The sequence below is a fragment of the Pantoea sp. SOD02 genome (assembly GCF_024707505.1).
GTDB lineage: Bacteria > Pseudomonadota > Gammaproteobacteria > Enterobacterales > Enterobacteriaceae > Pantoea > Pantoea symbiotica.
Genome location: NZ_CP102604.1, coordinates 3,190,650 through 3,205,108, shown reverse-complemented (window position 1 = coordinate 3,205,108; position 14,459 = coordinate 3,190,650). Strand labels below are relative to the sequence as shown.

Sequence of the window (14,459 nt, the reverse complement as noted above, 5' to 3'; positions counted from 1 at the left end):
ATGCGCTCCTTTTTGATCAAATCCCTTTCAACACCGCAAACTCTTCCGCCGCACGCGTCACATTCACTTTCGTCACTTCATAATGTGCCACTGCCACAAACGGATCTTCCGCCAGAATGGTATCCAGCCGCGCACGATCAATATCCTTCACCAGCAACACGCCGCCGGTGCGCGGATCTTTACGTCCCGCCGCAATAAATATGCCGCTGTCAAAATAGCGATTAAGCCACGCAACATGTGGGTCGAGTAACGCTTCCACTTCTTCTACCGGACGAAAATAGTTCAGGTATACCACGTACATAGTGAATCCTTAGGTTGTCGGATTAGCGAGCTCGGTTAGCAGCGGCAGCAGAATCTTCACGCTGTCACGCGTGCGTTGCGTGATGCGGCCTGGCAGCCAGTGATCGAGATAGTTGAGGTTATCGCGCTCGGTTTGATGGCGCACGTTGCCTGCCGGGAAGTGGCTGGAGCGCGTGCGCTGTTGCTGCCCATCTTTGTTGCCCAGCGCCCAGTTGGCGGCGGTGACATCCAGCAATGGCATGCCGGCTTTATCGAACGGGTTCACGCCGGGATAATCGCGTGCAGTCATCGCGTGGCTGGCCGCTGAGATGCCGTAGCGGTGCGCCAGCTGCACGGCGCGCGCGCTGGTCTGCTTGCGTACCGCCGATGGCGTATTGATGCCGCTATTAAAGTAGAGATGATCGCCAACGATCAGGCTATTCAGATCGATCACCAGCAGCGTGTTTTTCTTCTCCTGCACGCTCATGCGCGCCAGATAATCATCCATGCCGTGCAAACCGGCTTCACCGGCGCTCAGCGCCACAAAGCGCACGCCGTAATGCAGCGGCGTCTTACTCAGTGCCTGCGCCAGCTCCAGCATCACGCCCAGCCCGGAGGCATTGTCATCCACGCCCTGCAAACGCAGGCCGCCGAGATTGTTATCCGCTTCATGGCGGCTGAGCGGTGTCCAGGTATCCAGATGCGTAACGATCAGGATCTCCTGCGGTACCTCACCGGCACGCGCGGCAATCACCGAGGTGGCAGTGACTTTGTGCGGGCGGATCTCGCCCTTTTTCTCCAGCCAGTTATAGCTGGTTTTGAACTGGCGGGTATTACTCTGATATCCCAACTGGCTGAACTGCTGCTGCAGATAATCAGCAGTCAACAACTCGGCCGGGCTGCCGCTCATGCGGCCGGGGAAATAGGTGGCGATATGGCGTAATTGCTGTTCGGCAAAATGCCCCGGCGCGGTGGAAGTGCTCGCAGCCTGAGCTAAGAAAGGCAAACCGCCCGCAAGCAGTGCTGTCAGCACGCAGCGGCGGAAAATGGCAAACATAGTGATAGTCCTTTTCTGACATCCAGTGATGCTAAAAAAATTCCGAGATAGTATGAAACTGTGATGACGCTTGCACAATTTGAATTGCTCCGAAACACCAGCAATATCATTTGTTAAGCACAAAATGTTATCAGCAATCCTGGGTCGTTATTCCATTCGGTAACTACTCATTCCAATTCGTAATTTCATCTGTCCGAAGGGCGGGACGTATAGTCGCGTTAACTTATTGTAAAACTAGCAAGGTTAACGTGGATTATCTGCCTCTCTTTGCCGATCTCAAAAGCCGTCCGGTGCTGGTTGTCGGCGGTGGCGAAATCGCTGCGCGCAAAATAGAACTGCTGCGGCGTGCCGGCGCGCGTGTGCTGGTCGCCGCGCGCGAACTCGGCCATGAGCTGCAGGCGCTGCTGGAAATTGAGGCGATTGAATGGATCGCCCACAGCTTCGATCCGGCGCAGCTGGATGGCGTGTTCCTTGTGATTGCCGCTACCGATGACAACGCGCTGAACGCGCAGGTGTTCGATGCCGCCAACGCGCGCCACAAGCTGGTGAACGTGGTGGACGATCAGCCGAAATGCAGCTTTATCTTCCCGTCGATTGTTGACCGTTCACCGCTGGTGGTGGCGATCTCCTCCAGCGGCACCGCGCCGGTATTAGCGCGTTTGCTACGTGAAAAAATTGAAGCTTTACTGCCGGCCAATCTCGGACAGATGGCGGAAGTGGCTGGCCAGTGGCGCGATAAGGTGAAGCAGCGCTATCACCGCATGTCTGAACGCCGTCGTTTCTGGGAACGCGCCTTTAATGGTCGGTTCGCCAGCCAGATGGCGGCGGGCAACGTCAATGAAGCGCGGCGCACGCTGGATCACGAACTGGAGAACGACAGCGACAATCAGGGTGAAATCACACTGGTAGGCGCCGGTCCGGGCGACAGCGGTTTGCTGACGCTACGTGGCTTGCAGGTGATGCAGTTGGCCGATGTGGTGCTGTATGACCATCTGGTCAGCGACGAAGTGCTTGAGCTGGTGCGCCGTGATGCCGACCGCATCTGCGTCGGCAAACGCGCCGGTGCGCATTCGGTGCCGCAGGAAGAGACCAATCAGATGCTGGTGACGCTGGCTAAACAGGGCAAACGCGTGGTGCGCTTGAAAGGCGGCGATCCGTTTATCTTTGGCCGCGGTGGCGAAGAGTTGCAGGCGGCGCAGGCGGCAGGCATTCCGTTCCAGGTGGTGCCGGGCATTACCGCAGCAGCCGGCGCAACCGCCTATGCCGGTATCCCGCTGACCCATCGCGACCACGCGCAGAGCGTGCTGTTTATTACCGGTCACTGCCGCGCTGATGGCGACGGCATTGATTGGCCGTCGCTGGCGCGCGCACGTCAAACCTTAGCGATTTATATGGGCACGGTGAAAGCGGCGGAAATCGCTGCCGGGCTTATCGAACATGGCCGCGCCGCCTCCACACCGGTGGCGGTGATTGGGCGCGGCACGCGTCAGGATCAGCAGGTGCTGACCGGAACCTTAGATCAACTGGAAGCGCTGGCAGCCGCCGCGCCCACGCCAGCACTATTAGTGATTGGCGAAGTAGTGAATTTGCACGGGCAATTGGCCTGGTTCCAACATTCGGCACAGCAGGGGGCTCGCGAGTCCGCCGTTGTCAATTTGGCTTGAGGAAAAATTATGGACCAAAATCGACTTACTCATCTGCGCCAGCTGGAGGCAGAGAGTATCCATATCATCCGCGAGGTGGCGGCCGAGTTCAGCAATCCGGTGATGATGTACTCCATCGGTAAAGACTCCTCGGTCATGCTGCATCTGGCGCGCAAAGCCTTCTATCCGGGCACGCTGCCGTTTCCGCTGCTGCATGTTGATACCGGCTGGAAATTCCGTGAAATGTACGAGTTCCGCGATCGCACCGTGAAAGCGATGGGCGCGGAGCTGCTGGTGCATCGCAACCCGGAAGGCGTGGCGATGGGCATCAACCCGTTCGTACACGGCAGCGCCAAGCACACCGACATCATGAAAACCGAAGGCCTGAAGCAGGCGCTGAACAAATACGGCTTTGATGCGGCCTTTGGCGGCGCGCGTCGTGATGAAGAGAAGTCGCGCGCGAAAGAGCGTATCTACTCCTTCCGCGATCGCTTCCACCGCTGGGACCCAAAAAATCAGCGTCCTGAGCTGTGGCACAACTACAACGGCCAGATTAACAAAGGCGAAAGCATTCGCGTGTTCCCGCTCTCCAACTGGACCGAGCTGGATATCTGGCAGTACATCTTCCTCGAGAATATCGAGATCGTGCCGCTGTATCTCGCGGCGCCGCGTCCGGTGCTGGAGCGTGATGGCATGCTGATGATGATCGATGACGACCGTATCGATCTGCAGCCAGGCGAAGTGATCAAACAGCGCATGGTGCGTTTCCGTACCCTCGGCTGCTGGCCGCTGACCGGCGCGGTGGAATCAGAAGCGCAGACGCTGCCGGAAATTATTGAAGAGATGCTGGTCTCCACCACCAGTGAACGCCAGGGCCGCGTGATTGACCGTGACCAGGCTGGTTCGATGGAAATGAAGAAACGTCAGGGTTATTTCTAAGGAGACGCAGATGAATACCGTTATTGCACAACAGATTGCCGATCAGGGCGGCGTAGAAGCTTGGCTGACCGCGCAACAACATAAAAGCCTGCTGCGTTTCCTTACCTGCGGTAGCGTCGACGACGGCAAAAGTACCTTGATTGGTCGCTTGCTGCACGACACGCGTCAAATTTATGAAGATCAGCTCTCCTCACTGCACAACGACAGCAAACGTCACGGCACCCAGGGCGAGAAGCTGGATCTGGCGTTGCTGGTCGATGGCTTGCAGGCCGAGCGCGAGCAGGGCATCACTATTGATGTGGCGTATCGCTACTTCTCTACCGAAAAGCGCAAATTTATTATTGCCGACACGCCGGGACACGAGCAGTACACCCGCAACATGGCGACCGGTGCATCGACCTGCGATTTGGCGATCCTGCTGATCGATGCGCGTAAAGGCGTGCTGGATCAGACGCGTCGTCACAGCTTTATCTCCACGCTGCTCGGCATCAAGCATCTGGTGGTCGCCATCAATAAGATGGATCTGGTGGAGTACAAGCAAGAAACCTTCGAGCAGATCAAACAGGATTACCTCGATTTCGCTGCGCAACTGCCGGAAGACCTCGATATTCGCTTTGTGCCGATGTCGGCGCTGGAAGGCGATAACGTGGCAACGCCAAGCGTTACCATGCCGTGGTACAGCGGCCCAACGCTGCTCGACGTATTAGAAACCGTTGAACTGAACCGCGTGGCGGATCATCAGCCGATGCGTTTCCCGGTGCAGTATGTAAACCGTCCGAATCTCGATTTCCGTGGTTATGCCGGTACGCTGGCTTCGGGCGTGGTGAAAGTCGGCCAGCGCGTGAAAGTACTGCCTTCAGGCGTGGAATCCACCGTTTCGCGCATCGTCACCTTTGATGGCGACCTGCCTGAAGCGGGCGCCGGTGAAGCGATTACGCTGGTGCTGAAAGATGAGATCGACATCAGCCGTGGCGATCTGCTGGTGGATGCGGAAGCCGAACTGCAGGCTGTGCAATCCGCCAACGTTGACGTGGTGTGGATGGCGGAACAGCCGCTGCAGCCGGGGCAAAGTTATGAAGTGAAGATCGCCGGTAAGAAAACCCGCGCACGCGTTGAGAAAGTGATCCATCAGGTGGAGATCAATTCGCTGGAGAAGCGCACGGTGGACAGCCTGCCGCTTAACGGCATTGGCCTGGTGGAACTGACCTTTGACGAACCGATGGTGCTGGATGCTTATCGCCAGAATCCGGTAACCGGTGGCATGATCTTTATCGATCGCCTAAGCAACGTGACGGTTGGCGCGGGCATGATCAATCAGCCGCTGACCGATGTGCGTGCGCAAGCGGGCCAGTTCAGCGATTTCGAGCTGGAACTGAACGCGCTAGTGCGTCGTCACTTCCCACACTGGAACGCGCGCGATCTGCTGGGTGGTAAGTAATGGCGCAGCACGATGAAAACGTGGTGTGGCACGATCATCCGGTAACGCGCGAGGAGCGCGAACAGCAGCACGGCCATCAAGGCGTGGTGCTGTGGTTCACCGGGCTGTCCGGCTCGGGGAAATCTACCGTGGCCGGCGCGCTGGAGCAGGCGCTGCATCGGGCGGGGGTGAATACCTATCTGCTGGATGGCGACAACGTGCGTCACGGCCTGTGCCGTGACCTCGGCTTCAGCGATGACGATCGTAAAGAGAACATTCGCCGCGTCGGCGAAGTGGCGAAGCTGATGGTCGATGCCGGTTTAGTGGTGTTGACCGCCTTTATCTCGCCGCATCGCGCTGAACGTAACATGGTGCGCGATCTGCTCGCGGAAGGGCAGTTTATCGAAGTGTTTGTCGATACGCCGTTGGCGGTGTGCGAAGCGCGCGATCCCAAAGGTTTGTACAAAAAAGCCCGCGCCGGTGAGCTGCGTAATTTCACCGGCATCGATAGCGTTTACGAGGCGCCAGACGCCCCGGAAATCCACCTTGATGGCGAACAATTGGTTACAAAACTCGCCGGCCAATTGTTAGACCTGCTGCGTCACCGCGATATCATCAGATCCTGAACCGACAGCGGCAAATCCCTCTGGGTTTGCCGCGCTTAGCGTCAACAGGACCTCTATGCAGAACGTAACGCCCATGCTAGCCCGTAAAGATGAACGCACCCCGGATGAGCCTCGCTCGTCACTGCCGGGCGGCGTGTTTGGCTTTCTCTCGTACTGGTGCGCGCTGGCGATTCCGTTCATGCTCTACGGCTCCAACACGCTGTTCTTCTTCCTCTACACCTGGCCATTCTTCCTCGCGCTGCTGCCGGTTTCGGTGCTGATTGGCATCGTGCTCAGCCTGATGATCCGCACTCACTTATTCTGGAGCGGTATCGCCACGGCGATAGCGGTGATATGCCTGTTCTGGCTGCTGTTCTCATTTCTCTCCGGTTGGTAACGCCCAGCTGATGTGCAAACGCATCGGCAGGTTACAAAACTTTACCTGCCGTCTCGCCTCCTACTCTGGCATTATTTGTCCGGCTAAACGCCCATGCGCGGCATTTTCGCCGCCGCTGTGGAGTCCAGCGTCAAGTTATGGGATGATTGGGCCGTTTTTCAGGGGGCGGGGATGGGAAAACTGACGTTACTGCTACTCGTGCTGCTGGGATGGCTTCAATATTCCCTGTGGCTGGGTAAGAACGGTATTCATGACTATACGCGCGTCAACGAAGACGTCGCGTCACAACAGGCGAATAACGCCAAGCTTAAAGCGCGTAACGATCAGCTATTCGCCGAAATTGACGATCTCAATGGCGGCTCTGAAGCGATCGAAGAACGCGCACGTAATGAACTGGGCATGATTAAGCCCGGTGAGACTTTCTATCGTCTGGTGCCAGACCAGAACAAACGTAACGCGCAACAAGCTGCGCAAAATCAACAACGATAAGCCATGAACAAGCGCCCGATCCTTGCGGATGTGATTGCCGTGGTGCCCGCCGCAGGTGTGGGCAGCCGTATGCAGGCTGCCTGCCCAAAACAGTATCTGACCATTGGTCAATTCACCCTTCTTGAACACAGCGTCGCACGTCTGCTGGCACATCCTGCGGTAAAACAGGTGATTGTGCCGGTCAGCAATGACGATGGCTGGTTCGACTCGCTGCCGCTGGCGCAGGATTCCCGCATTCTCAGAGTGACCGGTGGCGACACGCGCGCCGAATCAGTGCTGGCGGGCTTAAATGCCATTCAACACAGCGAATGGGTGCTGGTGCATGACGCCGCGCGTCCTTGCTTGCATCCGGACGATTTAGCGCGCCTGTTAGCGGTACGTGAATACAGCAAGGTTGGCGGGATTCTGGCCGCGCCGGTGCGCGACACCATGAAGCGCGCCGAACCCGGCAAAACCGCCATTGCCCACACCGTTGAACGCGAGGATTTATGGCACGCGTTAACGCCGCAATTTTTCCCGCATCAACTGCTCACTGCTTGCCTGACGCGCGCACTCCATGAAGGCGCTACCATTACCGATGAAGCGTCGGCGCTGGAGTATTGCGGTTATCACCCGGTGTTGGTGAGCGGACGTAGCGACAATATTAAGGTGACGCGGCCAGAAGATCTGGCGCTGGCGGCCTTCTATCTTACCCAGATTCAGTTACAGGAGAGCGCATGATGCGTATCGGTCACGGTTTTGACGTTCACGCTTTTGGCGGCGAAGGTCCGTTAGTGATTGGCGGGGTGCGTATTCCCTTCGAACACGGTTTTATTGCCCATTCTGATGGTGACGTGGCGCTGCATGCGTTGACCGATGCCTTACTCGGCGCGGTGGCGATGGGCGATATCGGCAAATTATTCCCGGATACCGATCCGGCGTTTAAAGGCGCTGACAGCCGTGGTTTACTGCGTGAAGCCTGGCGTCGAATCCAGCTGAAAGGCTATCGCATCGGTAACGTCGATGTGACCATCATTGCGCAGGCACCGAAAATGTTGCCGCATGTGCCGCAGATGCGCGTCAATATCGCCGAAGATCTCGGATGCCATATGGACGACGTCAACGTCAAAGCCACCACCACCGAAAAGCTTGGCTTTACCGGTCGTGGCGAAGGCATTGCCTGTGAAGCGGTCGCGTTGCTGATAAAGGCCGATCAGGCATGAGTGAGCTGCATTACCTGCACGGCGTGCCCGCAGCCACCGGCGTTATCAAAGCCAATCCCGAAGATTTTGTGGTGATTGAAGATCTCGGCTATCCCTATGATGGCGAAGGCGAGCAGCTGTTGGTGCGCATCCGTAAAATTGGCTGCAATACGCGCTTTGTCGCCGAAGCCATCGCCAAGTTTCTCGGCGTGCCGGTGCGCGATCTCAGCTATGCCGGCATGAAAGATCGTCATGCAGTCACCGAGCAAACGCTCTGTTTCCGCGTGCCAGGCAATGGCATGCCGAATCTGGCGGGATTCCAGCTGGAAGGCGTTGAGATCCTGCAGGTAATTCGCCACAAGCGTAAACTGCGTACCGGCGCGCTGGCGGGCAATGCGTTCCGCTTAGTGGTGCGTCAGATTTCCAATCGCCGTGAAGTCGACGCACGTTTGCAGCAGATTCAACAGCGCGGCGTGCCGAACTACTTTGGTGAGCAGCGCTTTGGTCGCGGCGGCAACAACCTGACGCAGGCGAAACAGTGGGCGAAAGAGACATTTCGTCCGCGCGATCGCAATATGAAAGGTTTGCTGTTGTCAGCGACCCGCAGCCATCTGTTTAATCAGGTGACCAGCGCGCGTTTGCAGCGTGATGGCACTCTGGATGTGGTGCAGGTAGGCGATGCGGTGCAGCTGGCCGGTCGCGGAAGCTGGTTTGTGGCGCAGGCGGAAGAGTTGCCTGACGTACAGCAGCGCGTTGATAATCATCAGCTGCGCATCACTGCGCCGCTGCCGGGTCGCGGCGATCCGGGTCCGCAAGGCGATGCGCTGCTTTTTGAGCAGCAGAGCCTGGCAGGCGCAGAAGAATTGATTACACTGCTTGAGCGCGAGCGCGTTGATCCCTCACGCCGTGCAATGCTGGTGGTGCCAAAGGATCTGCGCTGGGAATGGTGGGATGATGTGACGCTGGAGATGCAGTTCTGGCTGCCCGCCGGCAGTTTTGCCACCAGCGTGGTGCGTGAGCTTCTCCAACAAGAAGGTAACGATGCGGATATTGCTGAGTAACGATGATGGAATTCATGCGCCGGGTATTCAGACGCTGGCGCGTGCTTTACGTGAGTTTGCCGAGGTGCAGGTTGTCGCGCCCGATCGCAATCGTAGCGGCGCATCAAATTCGTTAACGCTGGAAACGCCGCTGCGTACTTTTACGCACGAAAACGGTGATATCGCGGTGCAAATGGGCACGCCAACTGACTGCGTGTTCCTCGGCGTTAACAAGCTGATGCAGCCGCGTCCCGACATCGTGGTGTCCGGCATCAATGCCGGTCCAAACCTTGGCGATGATGTGATTTACTCCGGTACCGTCGCTGCGGCGATGGAAGGGCGCCATCTGGGCTTGCCTGCGCTTGCCGTTTCGCTCAACGGACATCAGCATTACGACACCGCCGCATCCATCACCTGTACGCTGTTACGCGCGCTGTCGCGTGCTCCGCTGCGTACTGGCCGCATTCTCAATATCAATGTGCCTGATTTGCCGTTAGCGGAGATCAAAGGTTTCCGCGTTACCCGCTGCGGCAGCCGTCATCCCGCCGATCAGGTTATCTGCACCGAAGATCCGCGCGGCCAGCCGCTCTACTGGATTGGCCCGCCGGGGCAAAAGCTGGATGCAGGCCCGGATACCGATTTCGCTGCGGTGGATGCGGGCTATGTTTCGCTGACCGCGCTGCATGTGGACTTGACCGCGCATGCAGCACAAGAGGTATTAAGTGACTGGCTGATCCAGGCAGAGGTAAAACTCGCATGGTGAATCGCCGCATCGAAACGCTTTTGGAGCAACTGCGCGCGCAGGGCATTCATGATGAACACCTGCTGAAAGCCATTGCTGATGTGCCGCGCGAGCGTTTTATCGATGAGGCGTTTGAACATAAAGCCTGGGAAAACGTTGCGCTGCCAATTGGCAACGGCCAGACCATCTCTCAGCCTTACATGGTGGCGCGCATGACCGCCTTGTTAGAGCTGACGCCGGAATCGCGCGTGCTGGAAATCGGCACCGGTTCTGGCTATCAGACCGCTATTCTGGCGCATCTGGTTAATCATGTTTATTCCGTTGAACGCATCAAAGGCTTGCAGTGGCAGGCGAAGCGCCGCCTCAAGCAACTCGATCTGCATAATATTTCTACCCGACATGGCGATGGCTGGCAGGGCTGGGCGACGCGTGGCCCGTTTGATGCCATTATCGTGACCGCCGCACCACCTGAAATTCCGACTTTGCTGATAGCGCAATTAGGTGACGGCGGCAAAATGGTGCTGCCGGTTGGCGAGGATCAGCAGGTGTTGAAGCGTTTGCGTCGTCAGGGCGATGAATTAATTGAAGAAATCATCGAGCCCGTACGCTTTGTGCCGTTGGTTCAGGGCGATCTGGCCTAGGCCACCCTTACGCAATTCTTCACAACTGTTACATGGCACGGCACAGTTGATATTGTTACTATCCTTGTTTATCAATGCTAAAAACCGTTTTTAACGTTACGCGCAGTGGATAATGCGGTTAACGCCGTTACACATTTATATTCAGGGTTGCCATCACGGGGGATCAGTGAGCATGGGAAGCACAGCATTTCAATTACGCCGTTTGGCGGCACTTTCTTTGGTAGGTTTTTGGCTGGCGGGCTGTAGTTCTGGCGATAATACACAGGCACCTATTAGCCAGATTGGTGGTAACAGCGGTGATAGCGGTATGGCTTCAGCCCCAAGTGGCGGCATGATCTCTTCGCAAAACAGCACTGTTCCAGCGATGCCGCATGGCGGAATGTTAAGCGGCGGCACACCATCGGCGCAACCAACGGGTGGAATGGTAAGTGACAATAATAATGTGGCCACAGAAAATGGTCGCATTGTGTACAATCGCAATTATGGGAATATTCCTAAAGGTAGCTACGGCGGCGAAACCTATACCGTCAAACGTGGCGATACCTTGTTCTATATTGCCTGGATTACCGGCAACGATTTCCGCGATTTGGCACAGCGCAACAACATCGCAGCCCCGTATGGCTTGAACGCCGGGCAAACGCTGCAGGTGGGCAACGGCAACGGCCAAACCATCACCGGTGGCAACGCTATCACGGTAGCTGATGCAACTCAGGGCGGCGTGCCAGTTACCCCGAGCCAGACGCAAATTAAATCCACCCCTGTTGCACAGCAACCTGTTATTACGTATTCTGATGATTCGGGTAATTCGTCGGGTAGCAAATTGCTGCCGTCGAAAGGAGCAAATAATGTGGCAACGACCACAGCTCCGGTTGTCGCACCACCTACAGTCAGCAGCACGACTAACAGCACAACTCCAGTGGGAAGCTGGCGTTGGCCGACTGATGGGAAGATCATCGATAACTTCTCCGCTGCGGAAGGCGGAAACAAAGGGATCGATATCGCCGGTTCGCGTGGACAACCTGTTGTCGCCACAGCTTCGGGAAGAGTGGTGTACGCAGGCAACGCGCTCCGTGGGTACGGTAATTTAATCATCATCAAACACAATGATGACTACCTGAGCGCCTACGCCCACAACGACTCTATGCTGGTCCGGGAACAACAGGAAGTTAAGGCGGGGCAAAAAATCGCTACCATGGGTAGCACCGGTACCAGTTCAGTACGATTGCACTTTGAAATTCGTTACAAGGGGAAATCCGTAAACCCGTTGCGTTATTTACCGCAGCGATAATCCGGCAGAACCTTGGTTCTGCCCTTGGATCACGGGTAGGAGCCGCTAATGAACCAGAATACGCTGAAAGTTAACGATTTACATGAAGATGCGGAATTCGAGGAAAACAACGGAGCTGAGGTTTTTGATGAGAAGGCTCTCGTTGAGAACGAACCTGGTGATAACAACGACGTAGCGGAAGAAGAGCTGTTGTCACAGGGTGCGACGCAACGCGTTTTGGATGCGACGCAGCTTTACCTCGGCGAGATTGGTTATTCACCGCTGCTGACGGCAGAAGAAGAAGTCTTCTTTGCGCGCCGTGCACTGCGGGGTGACATTCCTTCTCGTCGCCGCATGATTGAAAGTAACTTACGCTTGGTAGTAAAGATTGCCCGTCGTTATAGCAATCGTGGTCTGGCGCTGCTGGATCTGATTGAAGAGGGTAATCTCGGCTTGATTCGCGCCGTAGAGAAGTTTGACCCAGAACGTGGGTTCCGTTTCTCAACTTACGCCACGTGGTGGATTCGTCAGACAATTGAACGGGCGATCATGAATCAAACCCGTACCATCCGTCTGCCCATCCACATCGTTAAAGAGTTGAATGTTTACCTGCGCACCGCGCGTGAACTTTCGCACAAGCTCGATCATGAGCCAAGTGCCGAAGAGATTGCCGAGCAGCTAGACAAGCCTGTTGATGACGTGAGCCGTATGCTGCGTCTCAATGAGCGCATTACCTCGGTCGACACACCTTTGGGTGGCGATTCCGAAAAAGCGCTGCTGGATATCCTGGCCGATGAGAAAGACAACGGTCCGGAAGACACCACGCAAGACGATGATATGAAACAGAGCATCGTTAAGTGGTTGTTTGAACTGAATGCCAAGCAGCGTGAAGTGCTGGCACGTCGTTTCGGCCTGTTAGGCTATGAAGCGGCAACGCTGGAAGATGTAGGTCGTGAAATCGGGTTAACCCGTGAACGCGTACGTCAGATCCAGGTGGAAGGACTGCGTCGTCTGCGTGAGATTCTGCAGACGCAAGGTTTGAACATCGAAGCACTGTTTCGCGAATAACAGAATACGTGGGTAACACAAGAAGCGGTGGTGAAAACCACCGCTTTTTTATTGGATAAAAATAAACACACTGATTCTGTTATCTCATTATGAAAAATTTTAACGCCATCACGTAATCCCTTTCCTACGTAATATAAAGATAAACGTAAACTAAACGCAGTAGATGTTAATTAAACATCTAATAAATGCGCTTTTTATCTTGCTCACATTTAATAAATTGTAATGCTGCGCACGACTTTCTTTGCGATATTGCCATTATTCCTTTAACTGTGTCACTCCCATAAAAGTTTTTAGCTCGATGCTATGCCATTTTCTTGCTCGCTGTATCACCAGGATATTCAGGTAATGAATAATTAAAAGGGAGTGAGAAGAAAAATGAGTGTGCAAAACAGTAGTACAAATTCACCATACTCCAGAGTTGTGTTCGGTATGCCAATATCTCTGCTATGGGGATATATTGCGATGGCCATCTTTATGACCGGCGATGGCATTGAACTGGCTCATCTTTCACGATATCTCTACGATCTCGGCTATGGAGAAAAACAGGTTTCATTAGTTTTCACCGTTTATGCATTAACTGCTGCGGTCTCAAGTTGGCTGTCTGGTGCGGTCAGTGAAATTTATGGTCCTAAGAAAATCATGCTCACCGGCGCTATTTGGTGGATGGTGCTACATGCCGTATTTGTTTACTTTGGCGTGAGTGAAAATAACTTTATCTGGATGCTGGTCAGTTATACGCTGCGTGGCTTCGCTTATCCGCTGTTCTTTTATGGCTTCTATGTATTAGTGGTGCAGCGCACGCCTGAGCATCGACTTGCCTCTGCTACCGGCTGGATATGGTCGATGTTTACCATTGGTTATGGCATCACGGCTTCCTTCCTTTCCGGCCTTCTGGTTCCGGAGATTGGCTTCATTAATACGCTTTGGCTATCACTGTTGTTTGCTGCGGTGGGCGGCGTGATTATATTCCTCTCGGTTAAGAATCAGAGTGAAGAGAATCTAAATAGTGAAGGCGTCAGTCGCAAAGAAAAATTACGTGAAGTATCGCGTGGAATAACCTTGATCTTTGAAGACCGCAGTATGTTCTTTGCGTTGATAACGCGCATCCTATGTAATGTGGCATTATTTGGCTTGCCGGTTTTTATGCCGATATATTTTACCCGTGAGTTAGGTTTCTCTACTAAAGAGTGGGCGACTATCTGGGGCGTATTCTTCCTTGTGCAACCGATAACCAATGTACTTTGGGGCATTATTGGCGATCGCATTGGCTGGATTTTTCAAATGCGCTGGTTTGGTTTCTTTGGATGCACGATTACCACTGCTGCTTTCTATTATTTACCCTCGCTTTTCCCTGGCAATCTGGCGTTGGCCATCGTCTGCGCGCTGTTATTAGCTTTAACACTCACTTCCTTTGTGCCGATGGGAGCAATATTTCCGATGCTGGCGCCGCAACATAAAGGCGCGGCTGTCTCGGTACAAAATCTGGGCGGTGGTTTCGGTAATCTTATTGGCCCGGCGGTTGCCGCACTGATGTTCGGTCTGTCATTTGAAATAGAGCACGTGATTATTACTTTCTCTCTGCTCTATTTTGCCGGCGGCGTGATGACATTCTTTATTCGTAATCCCCAACCAAAGTTAGAGCGTAACGCGGCATTAAAGACAACCGCTACCGAATCCGAATAAATACCCTCAAT

The 14,459-nt window shown here is 54.9% G+C and carries 16 protein-coding genes; 14 read left to right on the top strand and 2 right to left on the bottom strand.

The genetic code is table 11. From position 1 onward, the window contains the following. Nucleotides 1-16: 16 nt before the first annotated feature. Together NR302_RS14935 and NR302_RS14930 are read right to left on the bottom strand one after the other, a co-directional pair. Complete coding sequence (locus tag NR302_RS14935; RefSeq protein ID WP_258143816.1) at nt 17-301, bottom strand: YciI family protein; 285 nt, start codon at nt 299-301, stop codon at nt 17-19. 9 nt (nt 302-310) lie between these two features. Then, nucleotides 311-1,336: an aminopeptidase gene (locus tag NR302_RS14930; protein WP_258143815.1), complete on the bottom strand. Its 1,026-nt coding sequence runs from the start codon at nt 1,334-1,336 to the stop codon at nt 311-313. 248 nt (nt 1,337-1,584) lie between these two features. On the opposite strand from NR302_RS14930, the gene cysG reads away from it, so the two are divergent. The 14 genes from cysG to NR302_RS14860 all read left to right on the top strand — a co-directional run bounded on the left by cysG (nt 1,585) and on the right by NR302_RS14860 (nt 14,448). Continuing rightward, complete coding sequence (cysG, locus tag NR302_RS14925; protein WP_061719929.1) at nt 1,585-3,000, top strand: siroheme synthase CysG; 1,416 nt, start codon at nt 1,585-1,587, stop codon at nt 2,998-3,000. A gap of 9 nt (nt 3,001-3,009) precedes the next feature. Beyond that, nucleotides 3,010-3,918, top strand: coding sequence for a sulfate adenylyltransferase subunit CysD (cysD, locus tag NR302_RS14920; RefSeq protein ID WP_007893231.1), 909 nt, complete (start codon nt 3,010-3,012; stop codon nt 3,916-3,918). A gap of 10 nt (nt 3,919-3,928) precedes the next feature. After that, on the top strand, nt 3,929-5,356 hold the full coding sequence (gene cysN / locus NR302_RS14915) for a sulfate adenylyltransferase subunit CysN (protein WP_258143814.1): 1,428 nt from the start codon (nt 3,929-3,931) through the stop codon (nt 5,354-5,356). Beyond that, on the top strand, nt 5,356-5,961 hold the full coding sequence (cysC, locus tag NR302_RS14910; RefSeq protein ID WP_008104549.1) for an adenylyl-sulfate kinase: 606 nt from the start codon (nt 5,356-5,358) through the stop codon (nt 5,959-5,961). The genes cysN and cysC overlap by 1 nt, the downstream gene beginning before the upstream one ends. Before the next feature lie 55 nt (nt 5,962-6,016). Further along, on the top strand, nt 6,017-6,337 hold the full coding sequence (locus NR302_RS14905; protein ID WP_258143812.1) for a DUF3561 family protein: 321 nt from the start codon (nt 6,017-6,019) through the stop codon (nt 6,335-6,337). 171 nt (nt 6,338-6,508) lie between these two features. Then, nucleotides 6,509-6,826, top strand: a complete 318-nt coding sequence (gene ftsB / locus NR302_RS14900; RefSeq protein WP_007893240.1) for a cell division protein FtsB — start codon at nt 6,509-6,511, stop codon at nt 6,824-6,826. 3 nt (nt 6,827-6,829) lie between these two features. Continuing rightward, nucleotides 6,830-7,546 carry a 2-C-methyl-D-erythritol 4-phosphate cytidylyltransferase gene (gene ispD / locus NR302_RS14895; RefSeq protein ID WP_154155442.1) on the top strand — a complete coding sequence of 239 codons (717 nt, stop codon included), beginning with the start codon at nt 6,830-6,832 and terminating at the stop codon, nt 7,544-7,546. Next, nucleotides 7,546-8,028 (top strand): 2-C-methyl-D-erythritol 2,4-cyclodiphosphate synthase, encoded by a 483-nt coding sequence (ispF, locus tag NR302_RS14890; RefSeq protein ID WP_061719965.1) that lies wholly within the window; start codon nt 7,546-7,548, stop codon nt 8,026-8,028. The genes ispD and ispF overlap by 1 nt, the downstream gene beginning before the upstream one ends. Beyond that, a complete protein-coding gene (gene truD, locus NR302_RS14885; RefSeq protein ID WP_154181820.1) occupies nt 8,025-9,068 on the top strand; it encodes a tRNA pseudouridine(13) synthase TruD in 1,044 nt (347 codons plus the stop codon). The genes ispF and truD overlap by 4 nt, the downstream gene beginning before the upstream one ends. Then, entirely contained in the window at nt 9,049-9,810 is a 762-nt protein-coding gene (gene surE, locus NR302_RS14880; protein ID WP_154155446.1) for a 5'/3'-nucleotidase SurE, read from the top strand. The genes truD and surE overlap by 20 nt, the downstream gene beginning before the upstream one ends. Continuing rightward, entirely contained in the window at nt 9,804-10,430 is a 627-nt protein-coding gene (locus NR302_RS14875) for a protein-L-isoaspartate(D-aspartate) O-methyltransferase (RefSeq protein ID WP_008104533.1), read from the top strand. The genes surE and NR302_RS14875 overlap by 7 nt, the downstream gene beginning before the upstream one ends. 166 nt (nt 10,431-10,596) lie before the next feature. Then, entirely contained in the window at nt 10,597-11,718 is a 1,122-nt protein-coding gene (gene nlpD / locus NR302_RS14870; protein WP_374990629.1) for a murein hydrolase activator NlpD, read from the top strand. 48 nt (nt 11,719-11,766) lie between these two features. Further along, a complete protein-coding gene (rpoS, locus tag NR302_RS14865; protein ID WP_007893257.1) occupies nt 11,767-12,765 on the top strand; it encodes an RNA polymerase sigma factor RpoS in 999 nt (332 codons plus the stop codon). 375 nt (nt 12,766-13,140) lie between these two features. Beyond that, complete coding sequence (locus NR302_RS14860; RefSeq protein ID WP_258143811.1) at nt 13,141-14,448, top strand: MFS transporter; 1,308 nt, start codon at nt 13,141-13,143, stop codon at nt 14,446-14,448. Nucleotides 14,449-14,459: the final 11 nt, after the last annotated feature.

Coding starts and splice junctions, on each gene's coding strand:
- NR302_RS14935 (WP_258143816.1), bottom strand. CDS start 301: ATGTACGTGGTATACCTGAACTATTTTCGTCCGGTAGAAGAAGTGGAA.
- ispF (WP_061719965.1), top strand. CDS start 7,546: ATGCGTATCGGTCACGGTTTTGACGTTCACGCTTTTGGCGGCGAAGGT.
- cysD (WP_007893231.1), top strand. CDS start 3,010: ATGGACCAAAATCGACTTACTCATCTGCGCCAGCTGGAGGCAGAGAGT.
- surE (WP_154155446.1), top strand. CDS start 9,049: ATGCGGATATTGCTGAGTAACGATGATGGAATTCATGCGCCGGGTATT.
- rpoS (WP_007893257.1), top strand. CDS start 11,767: ATGAACCAGAATACGCTGAAAGTTAACGATTTACATGAAGATGCGGAA.
- NR302_RS14860 (WP_258143811.1), top strand. CDS start 13,141: ATGAGTGTGCAAAACAGTAGTACAAATTCACCATACTCCAGAGTTGTG.
- NR302_RS14905 (WP_258143812.1), top strand. CDS start 6,017: ATGCAGAACGTAACGCCCATGCTAGCCCGTAAAGATGAACGCACCCCG.
- truD (WP_154181820.1), top strand. CDS start 8,025: ATGAGTGAGCTGCATTACCTGCACGGCGTGCCCGCAGCCACCGGCGTT.
- NR302_RS14930 (WP_258143815.1), bottom strand. CDS start 1,336: ATGTTTGCCATTTTCCGCCGCTGCGTGCTGACAGCACTGCTTGCGGGC.
- ispD (WP_154155442.1), top strand. CDS start 6,830: ATGAACAAGCGCCCGATCCTTGCGGATGTGATTGCCGTGGTGCCCGCC.
- cysC (WP_008104549.1), top strand. CDS start 5,356: ATGGCGCAGCACGATGAAAACGTGGTGTGGCACGATCATCCGGTAACG.
- cysN (WP_258143814.1), top strand. CDS start 3,929: ATGAATACCGTTATTGCACAACAGATTGCCGATCAGGGCGGCGTAGAA.
- ftsB (WP_007893240.1), top strand. CDS start 6,509: ATGGGAAAACTGACGTTACTGCTACTCGTGCTGCTGGGATGGCTTCAA.
- NR302_RS14875 (WP_008104533.1), top strand. CDS start 9,804: ATGGTGAATCGCCGCATCGAAACGCTTTTGGAGCAACTGCGCGCGCAG.